Origin of the sequence: Achromobacter deleyi (genome assembly GCF_013116765.2) — a bacterium.
In the GTDB taxonomy this organism is placed as follows: domain Bacteria; phylum Pseudomonadota; class Gammaproteobacteria; order Burkholderiales; family Burkholderiaceae_B; genus Achromobacter; species Achromobacter deleyi_A.
Genome location: NZ_CP074375.1, coordinates 4,631,704 through 4,654,010 on the forward strand (window position 1 = coordinate 4,631,704; position 22,307 = coordinate 4,654,010).

General features: G+C 64.7%; 26 protein-coding genes and 1 tRNA gene. 18 read left to right on the plus strand and 9 right to left on the minus strand.

The window, feature by feature from the left end; genetic code table 11:
- Window positions 1-38: 38 nt before the first annotated feature.
- From hisH to HLG70_RS20900, 10 genes are all read left to right on the plus strand, one after another.
- A complete protein-coding gene (gene hisH / locus HLG70_RS20855; RefSeq protein WP_171666334.1) occupies window positions 39-737 on the plus strand; it encodes an imidazole glycerol phosphate synthase subunit HisH in 699 nt (232 codons plus the stop codon).
- Between the two features lie 55 nt (window positions 738-792).
- Window positions 793-1,533 carry a 1-(5-phosphoribosyl)-5-[(5-phosphoribosylamino)methylideneamino]imidazole-4-carboxamide isomerase gene (gene hisA / locus HLG70_RS20860; RefSeq protein ID WP_046805342.1) on the plus strand — a complete coding sequence of 247 codons (741 nt, stop codon included), beginning with the start codon at window positions 793-795 and terminating at the stop codon, window positions 1,531-1,533.
- Window positions 1,530-2,351, plus strand: a complete 822-nt coding sequence (gene hisF, locus HLG70_RS20865) for an imidazole glycerol phosphate synthase subunit HisF (RefSeq protein WP_171666332.1) — start codon at window positions 1,530-1,532, stop codon at window positions 2,349-2,351. Before hisA ends, hisF begins: the two co-directional genes overlap by 4 nt.
- 2 nt (window positions 2,352-2,353) lie before the next feature.
- Entirely contained in the window at window positions 2,354-2,758 is a 405-nt protein-coding gene (hisI, locus tag HLG70_RS20870) for a phosphoribosyl-AMP cyclohydrolase (protein WP_171666330.1), read from the plus strand.
- A complete protein-coding gene (locus HLG70_RS20875; RefSeq protein ID WP_057286145.1) occupies window positions 2,755-3,105 on the plus strand; it encodes a phosphoribosyl-ATP diphosphatase in 351 nt (116 codons plus the stop codon). Before hisI ends, HLG70_RS20875 begins: the two co-directional genes overlap by 4 nt.
- Before the next feature lie 17 nt (window positions 3,106-3,122).
- A complete protein-coding gene (locus HLG70_RS20880) occupies window positions 3,123-3,491 on the plus strand; it encodes a histidine triad nucleotide-binding protein (RefSeq protein WP_171666328.1) in 369 nt (122 codons plus the stop codon).
- 14 nt (window positions 3,492-3,505) lie between these two features.
- Window positions 3,506-3,733, plus strand: a complete 228-nt coding sequence (tatA, locus tag HLG70_RS20885; protein WP_171666326.1) for a Sec-independent protein translocase subunit TatA — start codon at window positions 3,506-3,508, stop codon at window positions 3,731-3,733.
- Between the two features lie 72 nt (window positions 3,734-3,805).
- Entirely contained in the window at window positions 3,806-4,315 is a 510-nt protein-coding gene (tatB, locus tag HLG70_RS20890) for a Sec-independent protein translocase protein TatB (RefSeq protein ID WP_171666324.1), read from the plus strand.
- A complete protein-coding gene (gene tatC / locus HLG70_RS20895; RefSeq protein WP_171666322.1) occupies window positions 4,312-5,103 on the plus strand; it encodes a twin-arginine translocase subunit TatC in 792 nt (263 codons plus the stop codon). The genes tatB and tatC overlap by 4 nt, the downstream gene beginning before the upstream one ends.
- Window positions 5,104-5,195: 92 nt before the next feature.
- Complete coding sequence (locus HLG70_RS20900) at window positions 5,196-5,573, plus strand: helix-turn-helix domain-containing protein (RefSeq protein WP_171666320.1); 378 nt, start codon at window positions 5,196-5,198, stop codon at window positions 5,571-5,573.
- Here the strand turns inward: HLG70_RS20900 and HLG70_RS20905 are convergent.
- Window positions 5,570-6,730 carry a trypsin-like peptidase domain-containing protein gene (locus tag HLG70_RS20905; RefSeq protein WP_171666318.1) on the minus strand — a complete coding sequence of 387 codons (1,161 nt, stop codon included), beginning with the start codon at window positions 6,728-6,730 and terminating at the stop codon, window positions 5,570-5,572. The genes HLG70_RS20900 and HLG70_RS20905 overlap by 4 nt on opposite strands.
- A gap of 19 nt (window positions 6,731-6,749) precedes the next feature.
- On the opposite strand from HLG70_RS20905, the gene HLG70_RS20910 reads away from it, so the two are divergent.
- The gene (locus tag HLG70_RS20910) at window positions 6,750-7,526 is read left to right on the plus strand and encodes a Nif3-like dinuclear metal center hexameric protein (RefSeq protein WP_171666316.1); all 777 of its coding nucleotides are present in this window, start codon (window positions 6,750-6,752) and stop codon (window positions 7,524-7,526) included.
- A 253-nt stretch (window positions 7,527-7,779) separates the two neighbouring features.
- Here the strand turns inward: HLG70_RS20910 and mscL are convergent, their stop codons facing one another.
- Entirely contained in the window at window positions 7,780-8,220 is a 441-nt protein-coding gene (gene mscL, locus HLG70_RS20915; protein ID WP_171666314.1) for a large conductance mechanosensitive channel protein MscL, read from the minus strand.
- 140 nt (window positions 8,221-8,360) lie between these two features.
- Here mscL and petA point away from each other — a divergent pair, with 140 nt between their 5' ends.
- The 6 genes from petA (at window position 8,361) to HLG70_RS20945 (ending at window position 12,732) form a co-directional block, all read left to right on the plus strand.
- The gene (petA, locus tag HLG70_RS20920) at window positions 8,361-9,002 is read left to right on the plus strand and encodes a ubiquinol-cytochrome c reductase iron-sulfur subunit (protein ID WP_171666312.1); all 642 of its coding nucleotides are present in this window, start codon (window positions 8,361-8,363) and stop codon (window positions 9,000-9,002) included.
- A 73-nt stretch (window positions 9,003-9,075) separates the two neighbouring features.
- Entirely contained in the window at window positions 9,076-10,464 is a 1,389-nt protein-coding gene (locus HLG70_RS20925) for a cytochrome b (RefSeq protein ID WP_171666310.1), read from the plus strand.
- Window positions 10,465-10,488: 24 nt separating this feature from the next.
- Window positions 10,489-11,349, plus strand: coding sequence for a cytochrome c1 (locus tag HLG70_RS20930; protein ID WP_171666308.1), 861 nt, complete (start codon window positions 10,489-10,491; stop codon window positions 11,347-11,349).
- Window positions 11,350-11,504: 155 nt separating this feature from the next.
- The gene (locus HLG70_RS20935) at window positions 11,505-12,116 is read left to right on the plus strand and encodes a glutathione S-transferase N-terminal domain-containing protein (RefSeq protein WP_006388039.1); all 612 of its coding nucleotides are present in this window, start codon (window positions 11,505-11,507) and stop codon (window positions 12,114-12,116) included.
- A 13-nt stretch (window positions 12,117-12,129) separates the two neighbouring features.
- Window positions 12,130-12,588: a ClpXP protease specificity-enhancing factor gene (locus HLG70_RS20940; protein WP_171666306.1), complete on the plus strand. Its 459-nt coding sequence runs from the start codon at window positions 12,130-12,132 to the stop codon at window positions 12,586-12,588.
- 68 nt (window positions 12,589-12,656) lie between these two features.
- A tRNA-Thr gene (locus tag HLG70_RS20945) sits at window positions 12,657-12,732 on the plus strand.
- A 50-nt stretch (window positions 12,733-12,782) separates the two neighbouring features.
- Here the strand turns inward: HLG70_RS20945 and HLG70_RS20950 are convergent.
- The 3 genes from HLG70_RS20950 to HLG70_RS20960 form a co-directional block, all read right to left on the minus strand.
- Entirely contained in the window at window positions 12,783-14,171 is a 1,389-nt protein-coding gene (locus tag HLG70_RS20950; protein ID WP_171666304.1) for a GntP family permease, read from the minus strand.
- A 152-nt stretch (window positions 14,172-14,323) separates the two neighbouring features.
- Window positions 14,324-15,289, minus strand: a complete 966-nt coding sequence (locus tag HLG70_RS20955) for a Bug family tripartite tricarboxylate transporter substrate binding protein (RefSeq protein WP_171666302.1) — start codon at window positions 15,287-15,289, stop codon at window positions 14,324-14,326.
- A 31-nt stretch (window positions 15,290-15,320) separates the two neighbouring features.
- On the minus strand, window positions 15,321-16,757 hold the full coding sequence (locus tag HLG70_RS20960) for an amidase (protein ID WP_419144779.1): 1,437 nt from the start codon (window positions 16,755-16,757) through the stop codon (window positions 15,321-15,323).
- Between the two features lie 162 nt (window positions 16,758-16,919).
- Here HLG70_RS20960 and HLG70_RS20965 point away from each other — a divergent pair, with 162 nt between their 5' ends.
- A complete protein-coding gene (locus HLG70_RS20965; RefSeq protein ID WP_171666300.1) occupies window positions 16,920-17,708 on the plus strand; it encodes an IclR family transcriptional regulator in 789 nt (262 codons plus the stop codon).
- A gap of 6 nt (window positions 17,709-17,714) precedes the next feature.
- Here the strand turns inward: HLG70_RS20965 and HLG70_RS20970 are convergent, their stop codons facing one another.
- From HLG70_RS20970 to HLG70_RS20985, 4 genes are all read right to left on the minus strand, one after another.
- A complete protein-coding gene (locus HLG70_RS20970) occupies window positions 17,715-18,695 on the minus strand; it encodes an aldo/keto reductase (RefSeq protein WP_171666298.1) in 981 nt (326 codons plus the stop codon).
- A gap of 68 nt (window positions 18,696-18,763) precedes the next feature.
- Window positions 18,764-19,960: a CaiB/BaiF CoA transferase family protein gene (locus tag HLG70_RS20975; protein ID WP_349773973.1), complete on the minus strand. Its 1,197-nt coding sequence runs from the start codon at window positions 19,958-19,960 to the stop codon at window positions 18,764-18,766.
- A complete protein-coding gene (locus HLG70_RS20980; RefSeq protein ID WP_234103157.1) occupies window positions 19,953-20,762 on the minus strand; it encodes a citryl-CoA lyase in 810 nt (269 codons plus the stop codon). The genes HLG70_RS20975 and HLG70_RS20980 overlap by 8 nt, the downstream gene beginning before the upstream one ends.
- Before the next feature lie 41 nt (window positions 20,763-20,803).
- Window positions 20,804-22,303, minus strand: a complete 1,500-nt coding sequence (locus tag HLG70_RS20985; protein WP_171666294.1) for an aldehyde dehydrogenase — start codon at window positions 22,301-22,303, stop codon at window positions 20,804-20,806.
- Window positions 22,304-22,307: the final 4 nt, after the last annotated feature.

The following is a 22,307-nucleotide window of genomic DNA, read 5'->3' on the forward strand; positions in this document are numbered from 1 at the left end:
GTACGCAATCAACACCGCACCGCACCAGGCAGACCGAAGTGACCACTATCGCCATCGTCGACTATGGAATGGGTAATTTCCACTCCGTCGCACGCGCCCTGAAATTCGCCGCGCCCGACGCGGATATCCGCATCTGCAACCAGCCCCAAGACATCGCCGCGGCCGACCGCGTGGTGTTTCCGGGCCAGGGAGCGATGGCGGACTGCATGCGCACCCTGAACGAATCCGGCCTGCGCGAAGCCGTCGTCCGCGCCGCGCGCGAAAAGCCCCTGCTGGGCGTATGCGTGGGCGAACAGATGCTGTTCGACGCCAGCGAAGAGGGAGGCACGTCCTGCCTGGGTCTGTTCCCGGGCGTCGTGCGCCGCTTTTCCGGCCCGCGCTTCGCGGACCTGATCCCCGCCGACGACGAAGCCTGCCTGGCCGACACCGGCGCCGCGGGCCAGGTGGATACCCGCCCCGAACGGCTCAAAGTGCCGCACATGGGGTGGAACAAAGTCCGCCATACGCGCTCTCACCCAATCTGGGACGGCATTCCGGACGACTCGCACTTCTATTTCGTCCATAGTTACTACGCCGATCCGGCTGATCCGGGCCTGACTGTTGGTGAAACCGATTATGGAGTCGCCTTTACCTGCGCGGTGGCGGCAGCTAACATTTTCGCGGTGCAGTTTCACCCCGAGAAGAGCGCCGAGCACGGTTTGCGCCTGTATCGCAATTTTGTAGACTGGCAACCGTAGGCCCAAAGCCTGCGCGCCAGCCCATTCAACCTCTCTATTTTTCTTGCTGCCCACCATGCTGCTGATCCCCGCCATCGATCTCAAAGACGGGCGCTGCGTGCGCCTGCGCCAGGGTGACCTGGACGATGCAACGGTGTTCTCCGAAGACCCCGCCGCCATGGCCACCCGTTGGCTGGACCAAGGCGCCCGCCGCCTGCATCTGGTCGACCTGAACGGCGCCGTTGCCGGTAAACCGAAGAACGAAGCCCCCATCAAGGCGATCCTGGAAGCCGTCGGCGACGACATCCCCGTCCAGATCGGCGGCGGCATCCGTGACCTCGACACCATCGAACGCTATCTCGACGCCGGCATCTCCTACGTGATCATCGGCACCGCCGCGGTCAAGAACCCGGGCTTCCTGCAAGACGCCTGCGGCGCCTTCCCCGGCCAGATCATCGTCGGCCTGGACGCCCGCGACGGCAAGATCGCCACCGACGGCTGGAGCAAGCTGACCCGCCACGACGTGCTGGACCTGGCCAAGAAGTTCGAAGACTACGGCTGCGAAGCCATCATCTACACCGACATCGGCCGCGACGGCATGCTGTCGGGCGTCAACGTCGAAGCCACGGTCCGCCTGGCCCAGCACGTCCGCATCCCCGTGTACGCCTCGGGCGGCATCGCCGGCATCCAGGACATCGAAGCCCTGTGCGCCGTCGAGGAAGAGGGCGTCGAAGGCGCCATCCTGGGCCGCAGCATCTACGAAGGCACGCTCGACTTCCAGGCAGCGCAGGCCCGCGCCGACGAATTGGCAAAATGACCACCTCCAGCAGCACCCCCGGGGCCGGCGCGCCCACTCAGAGCGCGCTGACCCGCCGCATCATCCCCTGCCTTGACGTCACGGCTGGCCGCGTCGTCAAGGGCGTGAATTTCGTCAACCTGCTTGATGCCGGCGACCCCGTCGAGATCGCCCGGCGCTACAACGAGCAGGGCGCCGATGAGCTCACGTTCCTGGACATCACCGCCACCAGCGACGGCCGCGACCTGATCCTGCCCATCATCGAGCAGGTGGCATCCCAGGTCTTCATCCCGCTGACGGTGGGCGGCGGCGTGCGCCAGGTGTCCGACATCCAGCGCCTGCTGAACGCCGGCGCCGACAAGATCAGCATCAACAGCGCCGCCGTGGCCAATCCCGAGCTGGTTCGCGCCGCCTCGGACTACCACGGCTCCCAATGCGTGGTGGTGGCCATCGACGCGCGCCGCGTGTCGGCCCCGGGCGAACCTCCGCGCTGGGAAGTCTTCACCCATGGCGGCCGCAAGGCCACCGGGCTGGACGCCGTGGCCTGGGCGCGCCGCATGGCCGCCTACGGCGCAGGCGAGATCCTCCTGACCAGCATGGACCGCGACGGCACCAAGTCCGGTTTCGACCTGGAACTGACCCGCACCGTGTCCGACGCCGTGCCGGTGCCCGTCATCGCCTCTGGCGGCGTGGGCACGCTGCAGCATCTGGCCGACGGCGTCACCGCCGGGCGCGCCAGCGCGGTGCTGGCCGCCAGCATCTTCCATTTTGGCCAGCATACCGTCGGCGAGTGCAAGCGCTTCATGGCCGAACAGGGCATCGCAGTACGATTGGACTGAATATGAGCACCGAACCTACCTGGATGGCCGACGTCGTCTTCGACGAAAACGGCCTGATCCCCGCCATCGCCCAAGACGCCGAGAACGGCCAGATCATGATGGTGGCCTGGATGAACCGCGAATCGCTGGCCGAAACCGCCGCCACCGGACGCGCGGTCTACTGGTCGCGCTCGCGCCAGCGGCTGTGGCGCAAAGGCGAGGAATCCGGCCACGTCCAGGAAGTGCATGAACTGCGCCTCGATTGCGACGGCGACGTGATCCTGCTGAAAGTCCACCAGGAAGGCGGCATCGCCTGCCATACCGGGCGCGCAAGCTGCTTTTACCGCCGCCTGGAAGGCCAGACCGACCAGGCCTCCTGGGTCACGGTGGACCCTGTGCTCAAAGACCCCGAGCTCATCTACAAATGACCGATCAAGCCCTGAGCGCGGCCGACATCCTGGCCCGCATCGCAGACACCCTGGAAACCCGGCGTCCTGAAAACGGCGGCGATCCCAAGGCATCCTATTCCGCCAAGCTGCTGGCTAAGGGCCCCGACTCCTTCCTGAAGAAGATCGGGGAAGAGGCCACGGAACTGGTGATGGCCGCCAAGGACGGCGTGCCGGACCGCATCGTCAGCGAAACCGCCGATTTGTGGTTTCACTGCCTGGTCGCGCTGACGCATTTCAACCTGCGACCCGAAGACGTGCTGGCCGAACTCGCCCGCCGCGAAGGCCTGTCGGGCCTGGCGGAAAAGGCCAGCCGCCCGCAAGACTGACCACGGAACCCGAAGAAATGAGCGACAACTGTCTTTTTTGCAAGATCGCCGCTGGCGACATTCCGTCCAAGAAGGTCTTCGAAGACGAGGACTTTGTTGCATTTCACGATATCAATCCGGCCGCGCCGGTGCATTTACTGCTGATCCCACGACGTCATGTCATATCCATGCAGGATATTACGGGCGAGGACGCAGGTTGGTTGGGTAGAATGATGTCGTTGGCGCCGCGGCTTGCCGCCGAGAACGGTTGCCGTCCGGGCCCTGATGGCGGATTTCGCATCATGATCAATTCTGGCGTCGAAGGCGGCCAGGAAGTCCCGCATCTGCATTTCCACATCATCGGCGGCTCGCGACCCTGGAAAGGACGCGTGGCCCCCACTGCGTAATTCGGAGAAACATCATGGGTAGTTTCAGCATTTGGCATTGGTTGGTCGTTCTGGTCATCGTTGCTCTGATTTTCGGCACCAAGAAGCTGCGCAATATCGGCTCGGACCTCGGTGGCGCCGTCAAGGGCTTCAAGGAAGGCATGAAGGACGCCAACGGCGAAAAAGCCGCTGAACCGATTGCGCAGCAGCGCGTCGCCGGCGAGACCATCGACGTGCAGGCCAAGGAAAAAACCAACTCCTGAGCGCCTGCTCGCCCCCCGGGCCTGCCCTGAAAGGGCCGGCCCTTATTGCTTCAATTCCCGAGCGGCCGTCGAATGTTTGATGTCAGCCTCACTGAACTGATGGTGATCGGCGTCGTCGCCCTGATCGTCATCGGCCCCGAACGCCTGCCCAAGGTAGCCCGCACCGTCGGCCACCTGCTCGGGCGCGCGCAGCGTTACGTCAATGACGTGAAGTCCGATATCCAGCGTGAAATCGAACTCGACGAACTGCGCAAGTTCAAGACCGAAATGGAAGACGCGGCCCAAGGCGTGCAGCAATCGCTGAACGACACGCAGGCCTCATTGCAGGAACCCGTGCAGCAGTTCCGCGCGGAACTTGACGAGGTCGCCCGCGAAGCCAGCGGCAAGCCCGCCCCGGTCATCGTCGGAGACCCCTCCACGGAACCCGCGCGCACGATCGCCCCGCCTGGCCAGAACCACAGTCTGGATCTGGATCTGCCGGCAGCCGCCCCCCAACAACCCGCCCCGGCGCCCAGCGCGCCCAAGGCTGACGACGCCGCGCCTGCCGCCAAGCCCGTCTTGCCCTCTGGAACACCCTCGTGACCCAGGACGCATCCCAAGAAGAAGGCCAGCAGGAGACCTTCATCTCCCATCTGGTCGAGTTGCGCACCCGCCTGCTGCGCGCCGTCGGCGCCGTGGTGGTCGTATTCATCGTGCTGTTCATCTATCCCGGCGCCTCCGCCATCTATGACGTGCTGGCCGCGCCCATGCTGGCCTCGCTGCCGGAAGGCACGCGCATGATCGCGACCGGCGTCATCACGCCGTTCATGGTGCCCGTCAAGGTCACGATGATGGCCGCGTTCATCGTGTCGCTGCCCGTGGTGCTGTACCAGGCCTGGGCCTTTGTGGCGCCCGGGCTGTACCGGCACGAAAAGCGGCTGGCGCTGCCGCTGATCGTGTCCAGCACCTTCCTGTTCATCGCGGGCATGGCGTTCTGCTATTTCGTCGTGTTCCGCACGGTGTTCCACTTCATCGCCACGTTCGCGCCGCAGTCCATCACGCCGGCGCCGGACATCGAGGCCTACCTGAGCTTCGTCATGACGATGTTCATGGCCTTCGGCATCACGTTCGAAGTGCCCGTGGCCGTGGTGCTGCTGGTGAAGATGGGCGTGGTCGAGCTGTCCAAGCTGAAGGCCGCGCGCGGCTACGTGGTGGTCGGCGCCTTCATCATCGCCGCCGTGGTCACGCCGCCCGATGTGGTCAGCCAGTTCATGCTGGCGGTGCCGCTGTGCCTGCTCTATGAGGTCGGCCTGATCTGCGCGCGCATGGTCACGCCCAAGGAGGGCGCCTCGGATGACGCGGCCTCCGACTCCCTGACCGAACGCCACTGATGCCAGGCGCGGAGCGGCCCCACCGGGCCTTCCGCGCAAAGCAGGACGGGTTCACGCTTGCCCGCGCATGACTGCAATCCTACATTGCAGTCATGTCGCTCGCCCACCGGCTGCGCACCCTCATGCGGTGGCGCGGCATCCACAGCCAGAACCAGCTCGCACGCATCTCCGGCGTGCCGCAGTCCTGCATCCATCGCATTCTTACCCGCCCTGAACACCGCTATTCGCCGGCCCGCGGCACCCTGGTGCGCCTGGCGCAAGCGCTGGACACCAGCGTGCCGTGGCTGACCGACGGCGTATCCCCAACTTCCGCCCCCGGCGGGGCGCCCTGGCTCCAGGATGGCGCAAGCGGCAACGGCGACGGCTACTGCACCGAAATCTGCGCGCTGCTGCGCCAACAGACCGACAACACCAAGAGAACGGTCCTGACGGTGGTGCGCCTGATCATCGAAAAACAGGGCGCCGCCTAGCGCGGCTTGGCCGGACGCGTGCCCACCACCACCGCCAGTTCCACCGATTTGCCCGAACGCAATATGCCCAGCGCGGCGCGCTGGCCCGGCGGCAACTGTGCGATTTCCGACAGCAAACCTGTGGTGTCCGCCACCCGCTTGCCATTGACCGACTGAACGATGTCGCCCACGCGCAAGCCGCCTCGCGCGGCCGGGCCGTCGCGCATGACACCGGCGATGATCACGCCCGTGGTGTCGCGGGCCAGGTCGAACGCCCGCGCCAGTTCCGGCGTCACGTCCTGCGGCTCCACGCCCAGCCAGCCGCGCTTGACCCCGCCGGTCTTGACGATCTCGTCCATGACCTTGCGCGCGATCTCGATGGGCGTGGCGAAGCCGATGCCCATCGATCCCCCTGATTCGGAATAGATGGCGGTATTGATGCCCACCAGGTTGCCGTGGGCGTCGATCAGCGCGCCGCCCGAGTTTCCGGGGTTGATCGCCGCGTCGGTCTGGATGAAGTTCTCGTAGGTGTTCAGGCCCAGGCCGTTGCGGCCGAGCGCCGACACGATGCCCTGCGTGGTGGTTTGCCCCACGCCGAACGGATTGCCGATGGCCAGCACCACATCGCCCACGCGCAAGCCCCGGTCGGACGCCAGCGTCACGGCGGGCAGCGACCGCAGCGTCGCCAGCTTCAGCACCGCCAGGTCGGTGTCCGGGTCCGCGCCCACCACCTTGGCGGTGTCGCGGCGGCCGTCCTTGAGCGCCACCTCGATCGCGTCGGCGGCCTGCACCACGTGATAATTGGTCAGCACATAGCCGTCCTGATTCACGATCACCCCGGAACCCAGGCTGGTCGAGGCTTCGCGCCGGCTCACGCCGGGCACCTGTCCGAAAAGCTGGCGCAGCACCGGGTCATCGGGCAGCGGAATCAGCGGCACGTTCACGTGCTTGGTGGTGAATACATTGACGACCGAGGGCGCCGCGCGAGCCACGCCGTCCGCGTAGGACACCGCCCCCATATTGTTCCCTGCGGGCGAACCCGCGGCGGCCACCGCGGCTTGCGGGGCTGTGGCCGGACCGGCCAGACGCAGCAGGTCGGGCCGCAAGGTCGTGACCACGAATAGAATAGCCAGGCAGACCGTGACGGCCTGAGCAAATATCAGCCAATATCGGCGCATGTTTCTGATAGGACTAGCAATGAGTAAAGTGGACTCCCACGTCCTGGCCAGCTGGCTGGACGACACCCTGCAAGCGGCCCGCTTCAAGGACTACTGTCCCAACGGGATGCAGGTGGAAGGCCGATCCGAAGTCGGACACATTATCACCGGTGTCACGGCCAGCGAAGCATTGCTGCGCACGGCGGTCGAGCGTGGCGCGGATGCGGTGCTGGTGCATCACGGCTGGCTCTGGCGCAACGAGGACCGCCGCGTCATCGGCACGCGCCGCACCCGCATGGCCCTGACCCTGAAGAACGACCTGAATCTGTACGCCTACCATCTGCCGCTGGACGCGCATCCGACGCTGGGGAACAACGCCCAGCTGGCGCGCGTGCTGGGCTTGTCCCCGGCGCGGCGCGATGATGGCTCGCCACTCACCTGCGGGCAGGACAACCTGATCTGGCTGGGCGAGGCCACCGGCCTGCAAACCCTGGGCCAGCTTGGCGAGCGGGTGGCCCAGCGCCTGGGCCGGCAGCCTCTGGTCGTGGGCGACCCCGACCAGCCGCTGGCGCAGGTCGCCTGGTGCACGGGCGGCGCGCAAGGCATGCTGGGCGACGCTGTCGATGCGGGCGCCAGCGCCTACATCACGGGCGAAGTATCGGAATCCACCGTCCACATGGCGCGCGAGACCGGCGTGGGCTTCATCGCCGCGGGCCACCACGCGACCGAGCGCTACGGTGTCCAGGCGCTAGGCCAGGCCGTGGCCGAGCAGTTCGGCATCAAGGTCGAGTTCGTGGACATCGACAATCCCGCCTGAAAAGGAAGGGGAAAGGGCCCCCACGGTGCGCTCGCTACGCGAGCTTCCTGCCCCCCAAGGGGGCTCTTTTTCCTTGGGGCGGCCCGGCGGAAAAAGGGGCCCCCACGGTGCGCTCGCTACGCGAGCTTCCTGCCCCCCAAGGGGGCTCTTTTTCCTTGGGGCGGCCCGGCGGAAAAAGGGGCCCCCACGGTGCGCTCGCTACGCGAGCTTCCTGCCTTGCAAGGCAAAAAAAAGCGCCCCGAAGGGCGCTTTTTTATTGCTTCTTGAGCAAGTCGCGGATTTCGCGCAGCAGCGCCACGTCTTCGGGCGTTGCGGCCGGCGCCGCTTCAGCCTTGTTGCGGGCCTTGTAGATGGCCTTGACCATCCAGAAGATCACGAACGCCAGCAACACGAAGTTGATGATGATGGTGACGAAGTTGCCCCACGCGAATACGTTGGCGCCCGCCTTGGTGAGCTCGGCGAACGTCATGGGGCCGTTGTAGCCGGCCGGCATCGACAGGACGAAGAACTTGTTCGAGAAATCGACCGAACCGCCAAGCACGAAATTGACCAGCGGCATAACGATGTCCCTGACCAAGGAATCGACAATCCTGCCGAATGCCGCGCCGATGATCACACCGACAGCCAAGTCAACCGCGTTGCCTTTTACAGCGAAATCTCGGAATTCTTTGACGAAACCAGTCGCTTTGCTCATAAAAGCACTCCATTCGTGATACGCCCCCCATTGGGCTGGCGCTATAATACGCGGTTGCTATGTTGTTACATATTCCCGCGAACCCGATGCCGCAGAAGTGATGCTACTCGTAGAGCGGGCGCATCAACAAGGATAGGAAGATGAGTCAGGATACGCTGGTGCATGACGATGACGGTGCGGTTGATCCCAACCTGCCACCTGATCCTTCGCGACGTTTCTGGGTTACCACCGCCTGTGCTGTGGGTGGCGTAGCAGGTGTCGCAACGGCAGTGCCGCTTGTGAGCACGTTTTCTCCCTCCGAAAAAGCCCGCGCGGCGGGAGCCCCCGTTGAAGTGGATGTCGGCGATATTCCCGTCGGCACCATGAAGACGGTCGAATGGCGCGGCAAGCCGGTGTGGATCATGCACCGCTCTCCGGAGCAGCTCGCCGGCCTGAAGACTCTGGATCCCCTGCTGGCCGATCCTCATTCCAAACGACCCGGCTTTACCCCCGCATACGCCGAAAACGAAGGCCGCTCGCGCAAGCCCGAGCTCTTCGTCTGCGTCGGCATCTGCACCCATCTGGGTTGCTCGCCGACTTCGCACTTCGAAACGGGCGGCGGCGGCGGGCTGGGCGCGGACTGGCAAGGCGGATTCCTCTGTCCCTGCCACGGCTCCACGTTCGACCTGGCTGGCCGGGTCTTCAAGAACAAGCCCGCTCCCGATAATCTCGAAGTTCCGCCGTACCAATATCTCAGCGACACCCGCATCATCGTGGGCGTCGATGAAGACAACAAGGCCTGACGCTCGCGTCGCGCTTTTTTCCCGAATTACGTAAGTAAAACAATACGCCACGTATTAGAGAAGGAGCCGTTACATGGCTGGCGAGAAAACCGTCGAGACGACAGGCCTGTTGGGCTGGCTGGACCGGCGCTTTCCGGTGACATCCACCTGGAAAGCCCATCTGTCCGAGTATTACGCCCCGAAGAATTTCAACTTCTGGTATTTCTTTGGCTCGCTGGCGCTACTGGTGCTGGTGCTGCAAATCGTGACCGGCATTTTCCTGGTCATGCACTACAAGCCGGATGCCGAACGCGCGTTCCAATCCGTCGAATACATCATGCGCGAGGTCCCGTGGGGCTGGCTGGTGCGCTACATGCACTCCACCGGCGCGTCGATGTTCTTCGTCGTCGTGTACCTGCACATGCTTCGCGGCCTGCTTTACGGTTCCTACCGCAAGCCGCGCGAACTCGTGTGGATCTTCGGCGTCGCGATCTTCCTCTGTCTGATGGCCGAAGCTTTCTTCGGCTACCTGCTGCCGTGGGGCCAGATGTCGTATTGGGGCGCCCAGGTGATCGTGAACCTGTTCGCGGCCATTCCGTTCATCGGTCCTGAACTGTCCATCTGGATCCGCGGCGACTACGTCGTGTCGGACGCCACGCTGAACCGCTTCTTCGCCTTCCACGTCATCGCCATTCCGCTGGTGCTGGTGGGCCTGGTGGCTGCTCACCTGGTGGCGCTGCACGAAGTCGGCTCGAACAACCCGGACGGCATCGAGATCAAGCAGGGCCCGAAGGACAAGTACGGCCGCCCGAAGGATGGCATCCCGTTCCATCCGTTCTACTCGGTGCATGACCTGGTGGGCGTGGCGGGCTTCCTGCTCGTGTTCGCGGCCATCGTGTTCTTCGCCCCGGAAATGGGCGGCTACTTCCTCGAGTTCAACAACTTCATTCCTGCTGACTCGCTGAAGACGCCTCCGCACATCGCTCCGGTCTGGTACTTCACGCCGTTCTACTCGATGCTGCGCGCGACCACCGACGAATTCACGTGGGTGCTGGCGGGCGCGTCGGTGCTTGGCGCCATCGCGCTGCTCGTCAAGAGCAACCTGAAGGGCATCATGCGCTTTGCCATCCCCGGCATCCTGATCGTCGTCGCCGTGCTGCTGCGCGCCATCGACGCCAAGTTCTGGGGCGTGGTCGCGATGGGCGGCACGGTGGTCATCCTGTTCTTCCTGCCCTGGCTGGACCATTCGCCGGTCAAGTCGATCCGCTACCGCCCGACGTGGCACAAGTGGATCTACGGCATCTTCATGGTCAACTTCCTGGTGCTTGGCTACATCGGTACGCAGCCGCCCAGTCCGCCGTTGAACATCACGTCGCAGATCGGCACGCTGCTGTACCTGGCATTCTTCTTCCTGATGCCGGTATGGAGCCGCCTTGGCACTTTCAAGAAAGTGCCCGATCGCGTCACGTTCCACGCCCACTGAGCCCACGAGAATAACGGACTAACCATGATCAAGAAGCTGATTGGTGCCGTGGCCTTGATGCTCACGTGTACCGTAACATTCGCTGCCGGAGGCGGATTTCCGCTGGACAAGGCCCCGTACCGCGTCAACGACATGCCGTCGCTGCAGAACGGAGCCAAGCTGTTCGTCAACTACTGCCTGAACTGTCATAGCGCGTCCTCGATGCGCTACAACAAGCTCAAGGACATCGGGCTGACCGACCAGCAAATCAAGGAAAGCCTGCTGTTCACCGGCGAAAAGGTCGGCGACATGATGAATGTCGCCATGACCGCCAAGGACGCCAAGCAGTGGTTTGGCACGACGCCCCCGGACTTGTCCGTGATCGCGCGCGCCAAATCCGTGAATGCAGGCCCCTCGGGCGCCGACTACATCTACACCTACCTGCGCACCTTCTATCGCGACACGTCGCGCGCCACGGGCTGGAACAACCTGGTGTTCCCGGCCGTCGGCATGCCTCACGCCCTCTGGCAAGACCAGGGTCCGCGCGAGCTCACGACCGTCGCCATGCATGAAGTGGAAGCCAAGGATGCCAAGGAAGGCGCTCCCAAAACCTGGGAACGCATCACCACGGTGTACGATGCACAGGGTTTTTCCACGGTCAAGGCCGAACCGGTAGCCAACTACCACGGCCATGCCACCTTCGATGCCAAATTTAAGGCCGCCAACCCGGCCCAAGTCGCAACATACGACAACGACGTCGCCGACCTGACCGCGTTCATGTCCTGGATGTCCGAACCCGTCCAGACACTTCGTGTCCGTATCGGCGTCGGTGTCATGTTGTTCCTGCTGCTGTTCTTCTTTGTTACGTGGCGCTTGAATGCCGCGTACTGGAAACACGTGCGCTAACCGCAACGCCCCGCCAGGTTTCCTGCCGTCCCCCTTCTTTTTATAGGGGACGGAAGAGGCGGATAGGGCAGTACGCCTATCCCGCCTGGCAATTGGGGCCAGCGCCTGCTAGATTTAGGCGCTGGCCTTTCGTTTTTCATAAAGGACTTACCGCCATGATGGTGCTCTATTCCGGAACCACGTGTCCGTTTTCGCAACGCTGCCGCTTCGTGTTGTTCGAAAAGGGTATGGATTTCGAGATCCGCGACATCGACCTGTACAACAAGCCCGAAGACATCTCGGTGATGAACCCGTACGGTCAAGTGCCCATTCTGGTCGAACGCGACCTGGTCCTGTACGAGTCGAACATCATCAACGAGTACATCGACGAGCGCTTCCCGCACCCGCAGCTCATGCCCGCCGACCCGGTCATGCGCGCCCGCACCCGCCTGTTCCTCTACAACTTCGAGAAAGAACTGTTCGTTCACGTCTCGACGCTGGAAGACCGCAGCGCCAAGCCCGACGAGAAGAAGCTGGCCAACGCCCGCCAGAACATTCGCGACCGCCTGGCCCAGCTGGCTCCCATGCTGCTGAAGAACAAGTACATGCTGGGCGAGGAATTCTCCATGCTCGACGTGGCCGTGGCTCCGCTCCTGTGGCGCCTGGACCACTACGGCATCGAACTGCCCAAGAATGCGGCTCCGCTACAAAAGTACGCTGAACGCATCTTCTCGCGTCCGGCCTACATCGAAGCGCTGACGCCTTCGGAAAAAGTAATGCGTCGTTAAGGCTGGCTGTGTGATGGGTGAAACTTCGACCAAACCTTATCTGATCCGCGCGCTGCACGAATGGTGCACCGATAACGGCTATACGCCGTACATCACCGTGCAGGTCGACGAGCACACGATGGTGCCCATCGCGCACGTGCGCGACGGGCAGATCACACTGAACGTGGGCACGCTGGCCACCAACCGTCTGGTGCTGGGCAATGAATTCATCGAATTCCAGGCCCGCTTCAGCGGCGTGACCGAAAACGTCTACGTTCCCGTGGGCGCCGTCAGCGCCATCTACGCGCGCGAAACCGGCGCGGGCATGGGCTTCGAAGTACAGCCCTACGAACCGCCCGAGGCGGGCGCCCAGGGCGCGACGGCGAACACCGCCGCGCCCGAAGGCCCCGACGCCGATGCCGATGCCACCCCAGGCGGCAACGACGGCGATGACGATGAACCCAAGCGTCCGCGCCTGACCATCGTCAAATAACTCCCGCGAAGCAGGGCCTGCATTTTTTTCATTACAATGCAGTCCCTGCGCGTGCCTTGGCACGCAGCGCCGGTGTAGCTCAGTTGGTAGAGCAGCTCACTTGTAATGAGAAGGTCGAGGGTTCGATTCCTTTCACCGGCACCAATGAATTCAAGCACTTGGCCCAACCTGACGGTTGGGCCTTTTGCTTTTCGTCAGCCCAGGGCCGGCAGCATATCGAACAACAGGACCATGATCAGGCCCACCACCGCGACTATCGATTGCACCACCGAGATCGTCTTGGTGGCTTCGCCCATGGTCATGCCAAAGGATTCCTTCACCATCCAGAAGCCCGCGTGATTGGCGTAGTTGAAGAACAGCGAGCCGCAGCCGATCGACAGCGCGAGCAGCGGCAGGTTCAGCGTGGGGTCGGCGCCCGCCAGCGGCGCCAGCAACCCGGCGGCGCCCACGATGCCGACCGTGGCCGAACCCGTGGACACGGACAGCAGCATGGCGATCAGCCAGCCCAGGATCAGCGGCGGGAAGGCGAACTGGTGGGTCAGATTCACGATGGCATCGCCGACCTTCGCGCTGGTCAGCACCTGCTGGAAAGCCCCGCCGCCGGCAATGATGAGCATGATGCCGGCAATCGGCTTGAGGCTTTTGCCCAGCGCGTCGCGCAGCTTTTCCGCATCGCCGCCGCGAAGAAAGACCAGGGTGACGGCCGCGAACAGCACGCCCAGCAGCATGGCGACCACGGGATTTCCCAGGAAGGCCGCGACATGCGTCACGCTTGAATCCTTGGGCAGCAGCATCTCGGCAACCGCATGCACCAGCATCAGCAGGGCGGGCAGCAAGGCCGCCAGGACACCCAGGCCCACGCTGGGCGCATTGTTGCCGGCCGCGTCCTCCCTGGTGGCGGTGAACTGGTCGAGCAACGCTTCATCCGGCCGGGTCGTCATGCGCGGGGCGATGAACGCCCCATACAGCGGACCGCCGAAAATCATGGCCGGCAGCGCGGCGATGAAGCCATAGATCATGGTCGGACCGACCGTGGTTTTCAATGTGGCGATTGCGGTCAGCGGACCGGGGTGCGGGGGCACCATGCCGTGCATGGCGGCCAACGCCGCTATCACCGGCACGCCCACATAGACATAGGCCGAGCCTTTGAATCGTTCCTGGCTCTCCAGCTTGCGCGCCACGCTGAAGATCAGCGGCAGCATCACCACCAGGCCCACTTCAAAGAACATGGGGATGCCGATGACGAACGCCACCAGCGTCATGGCCCAGGGGATCATGCGGGGCGAGGTATGGCGCAGGATCGCATTGGCCAGCCGCTCGGTCGTGCCGGAATCCGCCAGGATCTTGCCCAGCATGGCGCCCAGAGCGATAACCACGCCCACCGCGCCCAGCGTTTTACCCGCGCCGTCCGTGAGGTTCTTGACGATGGCCACGGGCGCCATGCCCGTGGCGAAACCGACGCCGATGGAGACGATCAGCAACGCCAGCAGCGGGTGCATGCGGATGCGTGAAACGATGAGCGCAACCAGCACCAGGACGCTCACCAGGGCGGTGAGCAGCAATTGAATGTCGAACGAAGACATGTGTGAACCCAGAAAAGACTAGAGAGGTCGCGAGCCTTCTTCTGGGGGCCATGATAAGGGATAGGCCAGCCGCCCGTCTTCCATACAGTTTGCTGAATGCCTTCGCCGCGCACGTGAGGCGCAAAACGCTTCGCGCCGCACGCTCCAGTGAATCAGTCCGGCTTGATCCCCGCCGCCTTGATAATCGCCACGTTGCGCTCAAGCTCCGTTTCCACCTTGCGGCGGAACGCCGCCGGGTCGGAGTAGGTGGCGTCAAAGCCCAGGTCCTGCAGCTTGGCGCGCGTGTCGGGCTCGGCCATCACCGCTTCGATCTCCTTGGACAGGCGCGCCACGATGGGCGCGGGCGTGCCTTGCGGCATGACCACGCCGAACCAGGTTTCGAAGTCGTAACCCGCTACGCCGCCTTCAGCGACCGTGGGCACGTCCGGGACCAGCGCAGACCGCGCGCGGCCGGTCAGCGCCACGGCGCGGGCCTTGCCGGCCTTGATCTGGGGCAGACCGGCCACCAGCGTGTCGATCGACAGCGGGATCTGGTTGCCGATCAGGTCCGTCATGGCGGGTGCGCTGCCGCGGTAAGGAACATGAAGCAGCTTGGCGCCGGTGCGCTGGGCCAGGGACTCGCCCGCGATGTGCGGCGTGGAGCCGTTGCCGAAGGAGCCGAAGCTGAGCGGCTGCGTGGCGGACTTGCTGACGACGTCGCCTACCGTGCCGATGCCGGTCTGCGGATTGGTCAGGATCACGAACGGCGTGCTGCCCGCGATCGCGACGTACTCGTAGCTCTTGATCGGGTCGTAGTTCAGGTTGGGATAGAGCAGCGGGTTGAGCGTGAATGTGGGTGCGCCCGTGATCATGAAGGTATAGCCGTCCGGCGCTGCCCGAGCAACGGCCGAAGCCCCAATGCTGGTGTTCGCGCCGGGCTTGTTCTCGACCACGACGGACTGGCCCATCCGCTCGCCCAGCTTGGCGGCGAACAGCCGGCCGATGACGTCCGTCGACCCGCCTGGCGGGAACGGCACCACCATGGTGATCGGCTTGCTGGGATAGCCCTGCGCCGAGGCCAGGACCGGCGCGGCGACCAGGACGCACAGCGCGAGCGCGCGGACGATGTGTTTGCTCATTGAAGTTCCCCTTATGTTGTTTGTCAGGTGTTCATTCCGGTAGCACGGGCGCGCGGCGCCAGTACTGCGTGGCTTGCTCGAACGCATGGGCCAGCTGCAGCAACGCATGCTCCTGGCGATAGCGTCCGACGATCTGGATGCCGATTGGCAGGCCATCCTCGGAGAAGCCGCAAGGCACTGAGATCGCGGGATGTCCGGTCAGCGACAGGTAATAGCCCGAGCGCATCCAGTCGATGTAGTTGTGCATGGGTGTGTCTTCGATACGCTCCACAGTCTCTTGCTCGACCGCGAACGGCAGCACCTGGCTGACCGGTCCGATCATGAATTCGTAGGTCTGCATGAAGGCGTGCGTTCGCGCGAACAGCGCAGCCCGGTCGCGCTCGGCCTGCACGATTGCCGCCGCAGGCTGCTTCAGCCCCAATTCGATGTTCCAGATCACCGTGTCTTTGAGCAGCGACCGATGCTCGCGCAACGCCGCTTCGTAGCCCACGGCGAAGGTCTGGCCGCGCAGCACCTGGAACGACGCGTCCGCGCCGGCGAAGTCCGGGCAGGCAGGTTCCACCAAGACACCCAGGTCCGCGAAAACGGGCAGTTGACGCTCCAGCGCACGCACCACGGCCGGCTCGGTGGGCAGGCCGCCCCAGGTCGGCGCATAGGCAATGCGGACGCCCTTGAAGTCGCGCGCCAGGCCGTCCAGGAAGCGCGCAGGGTCCTGCTCGATGCCCAGGGGATCGCGCGCGTCGGCGCCGGCGGTGGCGGCCAGCAACAGCGCCACATCGGCCACCGTACGCGCCATGGGCCCAGCCACGGTCAGCGTGTTGTACGGGCTGGCGCTGGGCCATTGCGGCACGCGGCCGGGCGACGGGCGCAGGCCCACCACATTGCAGAACGAGGCCGGGTTGCGCAGCGAGCCGCCCATGTCCGTGCCGTCGGCCAGCGGCGCCATGCGCGCGGCCAGCGCGGCCGCGGCGCCTCCGCTGCTGCCGCCCGCGGTCATGCGCAGGTCGTATGGATTGCGCGTAGCGCCGAAGACGGTGTTGAAGGTCTGCGAGCCGGCGCCGAATTCAGGCAGATTGGTCTTACCCAGCGTGATCGCGCCGGCCGCGCGTTCACGGCTGACGATCAGGCTGTCACGGTCCGGCACGAAGTCGCGGTAGAGCGGCGAGCCATAGGTGGTCCGCAGGCCCGCCGTGAGAAACGAATCCTTGTGCACTATCGGCAAGCCGTGCAGCAGGCCCAAGGGACGACCGGCGGCCTGATGCTCGTCGGCCTGCGCGGCCCGTGCCATGGCGCCTTCGGCGTCCAGCGTCACCACGGCGTTGACCTTGGGGTTCCAGGCCGCGATGCGGTCCAGGTGCGCGGCCATCACATCCCTCGCGCTGAGGTGGCCAGCCTCGATTTCGTTGCGCAGCGCCACCGCGCTCAGGTCACACAAGGCGGGTGCCGCCATCGTTGTCAGAGAATTCATTAGTATTGCTATACGATACAAAGTATTGAATAATCAACTTTATAGTGGCTATTCTGATGTCCGACAATTCGGGGAAACTAGCGCTCCCCAGAGCCACAGCCATTCCTGGCGGTCCAATTCCCCACACAGAAACACGCCATGACGACACACACGCCTGGACCTATGACTGCTTCGTCGATCGACGCCCAAGCGCAATCCGACGACCCGCTGTTCGTCGCGTCGCTGGAAAAGGGAATGCGGGTGCTAGAGGCGTTCCGGGACGCCGCCGATACGCTCGGGCTGACCGAGATCGCCGTCCTGACGGGACTGGGCAAGAGCGCTGCGCAACGCTTTGTGCATACCTGGGAACGGCTGGGCTACCTCGCCAAGGACGCGGCGTCGCGCCGCTACCGGCTGGGGCCGCGCGTGGTCGAACTGGGTTATTTTTTCCTGCGGACCGACCGCCTGGTCTCCATGGCCGCGCCGCATCTGGTCGCGTTGCGCGACCGCTGCGGGTTGGCGGTACACATGAGCGTACTGGCGGGAACCGACATGATCTATCTGCTGCGCCTGCCCAGCCGGCAGCTGACGCTGGCTGAAATGCTGCCGGGCCGCCGCATGCCCGCATGGTGCAACAGCGGCGGGCGCATGCTGCTGACCCAATTGGACAACGACTTCCTCCGGCAGGCACTCCAGCGCACGCCGCCGCGCGCTTTCACGCCAAGAACCGTGGTTGAACCGGAGGCGCTGCTATCGCTGGTCAGTCAAGCTCGCGAGGATGGCTACGCACTGACCGAGGACCAGGTGCTACAAAACCAGGTGGGCGCGGCCGTGCTGCTGCGCGACGCGCGCGATCTCCCGTTGGCCGCCATCAGCATCAGCGCCCCCCGCCACGACTACCCCGTGGACCGCCTGCAGCGCGAAATCGTGCCCCAGCTCTTTCGCACGGCGCACGCGATCCAGCACGGATGACCACGCCTACTGGCCGCTCTCCAACCGCTTCATGGCGGACTCCGAGTACCGGAAGCCCGCCGCCGCGCCCGGCGCGAATACCTCGTCCAGTTGGCGCCAGGTCTGTTCGGGCAGCGTAAGCGCCACCGCCTCCTGCGCCTCGCGCACGTGCCCGGGCTCGGTCACGCCGACGATCGGCGTAGCGTCGCCATTGCGGCCGCACCAGGCCAGGGCCAGCTGCGCGGACTTGATGCCGAGTTCTTCCGCCATCGCCTCCAGCAGCTTGACCAGTTCGATGTTCTTGTAGAAGTTCTCGCCCTGGAAGCGCGGCATGTCGCGCCGCTGGTCGCCGGCCGGAAGATCCTCGGGCTTCCTGACGGCGCCGCTCAGGATGCCGCGCCCCAGCGATGCATAGCCGAAGAACCAACTGCCTTGCTCGCGCAGAAAGCGCAGCATGCCGTCCTCGGGTTCGCGGCTCCACAAGGAATATTCGCTCTGTACAACGGCCACGGGATGGATGCCCGCCGCCCGCGCATAAGTCTTCGGCCCCACCTCGCACAGCCCCAACGCGCGGACCTTGCCCTTCTCGACCAGGCGCGCCATCGCGCCGTAGGTGTCTTCGACCGGCACGTTCGGATCCACCCGGTGCAGGTAGAACACATCAATCACGTCGGTGCCCAGGCGGCGCAGGCTCGCGTCGCAGGCAGCCTCCACCCGTTCGGGCCTGGCATCCAGGCCGCGCTGGTCCGCGCGTTCGCCAAACAGATAGCCAAACTTGGTGCAGAGAACCAGCTCGTTTCGCTTGGCCGCTATTGCCTTGCCCACCAATTCTTCATTGGCCCCGTTCGCGTAGAGATCCGCGGTATCGATCCACCGTCCGTCGTGGTCCAGGTAGTAGGCAAGCGTCTCCCTGGCCTGGCTCTCGGAAGAGGCGCCGTAGTAGCCGGTCATGGCCATGGTGCCCAGGACAAACGCGGGAGGCGCGTCTGCCAGAATATGTTTCGTCATATCGATTTCCAGTTGATGCCGGCCGGGCGCCGCCACGATGCGCGGCGCCGTCGTCCGGCGTGTGTTGTTCAGTCCGAAGCACCCTGGTGGACCACGCCGGCCGCGACCAGCGTCTGGATCGCCGCTGTGTCCAGGCCTAGCTCTCGCAGGATGTCCAGGGAGTCCTGTCCGGCCTGCGGCGGGTCGCGGCGCAGATCGAACGACGCACCTTCCATGCGGATGGGAAGCCGGGGCAGGCGCGTGCGCACCCCGCCAGGCAGCACCGTTTCCATCAATCCGCCGGTGGCCAGCAGGTGCGGGTCGTCAAAAAGATCCTCGGGGCGATTGATCGGAGAAAACGGAATGCGGGCCCGTTCGCACACCCCGAGGGCCTGTTCCAGGGTCATGCCGGCCAACACCGACGCCAGCTCCGGGATCAAGGTGGCCCGGGCGTCGATACGGTCTTCGTTGGTGGCGTAGGCCGGATTGCGCAGCAGGTCCGGACGGCCTATCTCCGCGCAGAAACGCTCCCAATGGCGATCGCTGGTAATCCCCACGAAAACCTGTTTGCCGCCAAGGACGTGAAAGGGCTCATACACCGCCCATGCCGATACGCGCTCCGGCATGGGGGGAATCGGCGCCTGGGATTGAGCCGAATAACAAAGGTGCTGGCCCATCAGCATGACCGTCGACTCGAACAGCGCGGTGGCCACCTTCTGGCCCTTGCCGGTCTGTTCTCGTTCGCGCAGCGCCAGCAGCACGGCGATCAAGGCGAACATGCCACCCGTGATATCGACCACGGAGGTCCCCGCCCGCAACGGCCGGCCGGAGGGGCCGGTCATGTAGGCCAGGCCCGCCATCATCTGCACCACCTCGTCCAACGCCTGGCGTTCCCGGTAGGGGCCATCCAGAAAGCCCTTCAGGCTGGCGTAGATGAGCCTCGGATTGGTCCGGCCGAGCGTCTCGTAGCCCAGGTCCAGGCGCTCCATCGTGTCGGGCGCGAAATTCTCCACCAGCACGTCCGCGGTCTTGACCAGCTCCAGCAGGATCGCGCGGCCGCGCTCGTCCTTCAGGTCAACGGCAATGCTGCGCTTGTTGCGGTTGAAATAGCCGAAGTAGCCGGTCCCGAATCCCTTCAGGCGTCGCGTTCGGTCGCCGTCCACGGGTTCGATCTTGATCACGTCGGCGCCCAGGTCCGCCAGCATCATGCCGCAGGCCGGGCCCATCACCGTGTGCCCGAAATCAAGCACGCGAACACCCGCGAGCGGCAGCTTCCGTTCATCCACCATGTTCACTCTCCTTCGCGCGCGGGCCCGGGCCGACATAGCGATAGGGCACCGACGGAGGCATCGGCCCCTTGATACGCGCGTTCATGCTCATCTGCTCCCACGCATGCGCCAGGATGCCCACCGAACGCGACAGCACGAACAGCCCGCGCGAAAGCTCGGGCGCGAAACCAAGTTCTCCGTACACGACGGCGGTCGCGCCGTCGATGTTCATGGGCAGACGCTTGCCTTTCAATTGCATCAAGGCCGCCTCCACCGCAACGGCGATTCGCGCGTGCCTGCCCTCCACGTGCCCCTGTTCCCTTGCCGTCTCCACAAGCGCAAGCAGCTTGCCCGCGCGCGGATCCACCGGATGAAAGCGATGGCCGAAGCCGGGAATGAACGTCCCCGAATCCAGCATCCGCCGAACCTCCTGTGTGGCGGCCTGCGTCAGGTCCGCCCCCTGATCCAGGGCGGCTCCCACACGCTGATATAGCTCCAGGCAAGCCTGCCCGGCGCCGCCATGCACATCGCCCAGAACATTGATGGCCGAAGCCATCGCCCCGTTCACTCCGATGCCGCAGGTGCTGGCCATGCGGGCGATCGCAATGGACGGCGCATGCGGACCGTGATCCACGCCGGCCACCAGGGCCGCTTCCAGCAAGCGCGCATGGGCCGGATGCGGCAGCTCGCCGCGCAGCATCAGCCAGATCATGGCGGGAAAGCTGATTTCGCCGATCAGCGTCTCGATGGCATAGCCGCGCGGGCGAATCACGCCCGGCTGGATATCGATCACCGCAGTGCGCCACCAGTCCGCCAGCATCCCGGCGGGTATCGTTGCATCAGTACGATCGGTCATGGCGGTCAGCCCAGCACAAACGGATTGTCGCGGCGCGGGGACGGCGTGATCCACACGCTCTTGACCTGCATGTATTCCTTGATGGCTTCGACGCCGCCTTCCCGGCCCATGCCGCTGCGCTTGTAGCCGCCAAACGGCGAGGTAAAGCTGGTGGTGCGGTAGTTGTTGACCCACACGGTGCCCGCCTGGATCTTGTCGACGCATTTCATGGCCCGGCGCAGGTCCTTGGTCCACACCGCCGCGGCCAGGCCATATTCGGTGTCGTTGGCCAGGCGGATCGCGTCGTCCTCATCCCTGAAGCGGATCACGGACAGGACGGGACCGAAGACCTCCTGACGGGCAATGCGCATGTCGTTCTCGACGCCCGTGAAAATCGTCGGCGCCACGAATTGACCCTGACCATAACCTTCGCCGGACAGGGCATGGCCGCCCAGCACGCAGGTCGCGCCGTCCGCCTTGGCCATCTCTATCATGCGCATCACGCGTTCCCATTGGTCACGCGTGGCTATCGGTCCCACCTGCGTGTCGGGCAGCGACGGATCGCCGATCCGCGCCTGCCTGGTCACCTCGACGAGCTGGGCCACGAATTCATCGTGAATCGAATCCTGGACCAGCAGGCGCGAGCCGGCCATGCAGGTCTGGCCGGCGGCGGCAAAGATCCCCGAGATCACGCCCTTCAAGGCCTGGTCCAGGTCCGCGTCGTCGAAGACCACATTGGGCGACTTGCCTCCCAGTTCAAGCGTGACGCGCTTGAAGCTGCTGGCCGCGGCCTCGTTCACTTTCTGGCCGCCCGCATCGCCGCCGGTAAAGGCAATCTTGCGCGTCAGGGGATGGCGCACCAGCGGATCGCCGACCTCGGCGCCAAAACCCGTCACCACATTCACCACGCCCTTGGGAAAGCCCGCCAGCCCCGCCAGCCTGGCCAGTTCCAGGATGGAGGCCGACGCATGCTCCGAAGGTTTGATGACGATGGTGTTGCCGGCAGCCAGCGCCGGCGCCATCTTCCAGGCCGTCAGCGACAACGGCGAATTCCAGGGCGTGATGGCCACCACCACGCCCAGGGGCTCGTACTTGGTGTAGTTGAATACGCCCGGCTTGTTCACCGGCACCACGTCCCCGCCCACCTTGTCCGCCAGACCGGCGTAGTAGTAGAACCACTGCGCGATGTTCAAGACCTGGCCGCGCACTTCGGTAATGAGCTTGCCGTTGTCGCGCTGCTCGACCCGGCCCAGGTGATCGGCGTTATCTTCGATCAACGCGGCCAGCTTGCGCAGCAGGGTCGCGCGCTGCGTAGCCGTGAATTCCGGCCATGCGCCGGCGGTGTAAGCCGCGTGCGCGGCCTGGACGGCGCGGTCCGCATCGACGGCCGTGCCGCGAGGGATACGTGCCCAGACCGTGCCGGAGTAGGGTTCCACGGTGTCGAACCATTCGCCGGAAGCCGGATCGGTCCATTCGCCGTCGATGTAGAGCTGATAGCTGGCCGGGGAGTGTTGCGTGGTGTTCATGCTG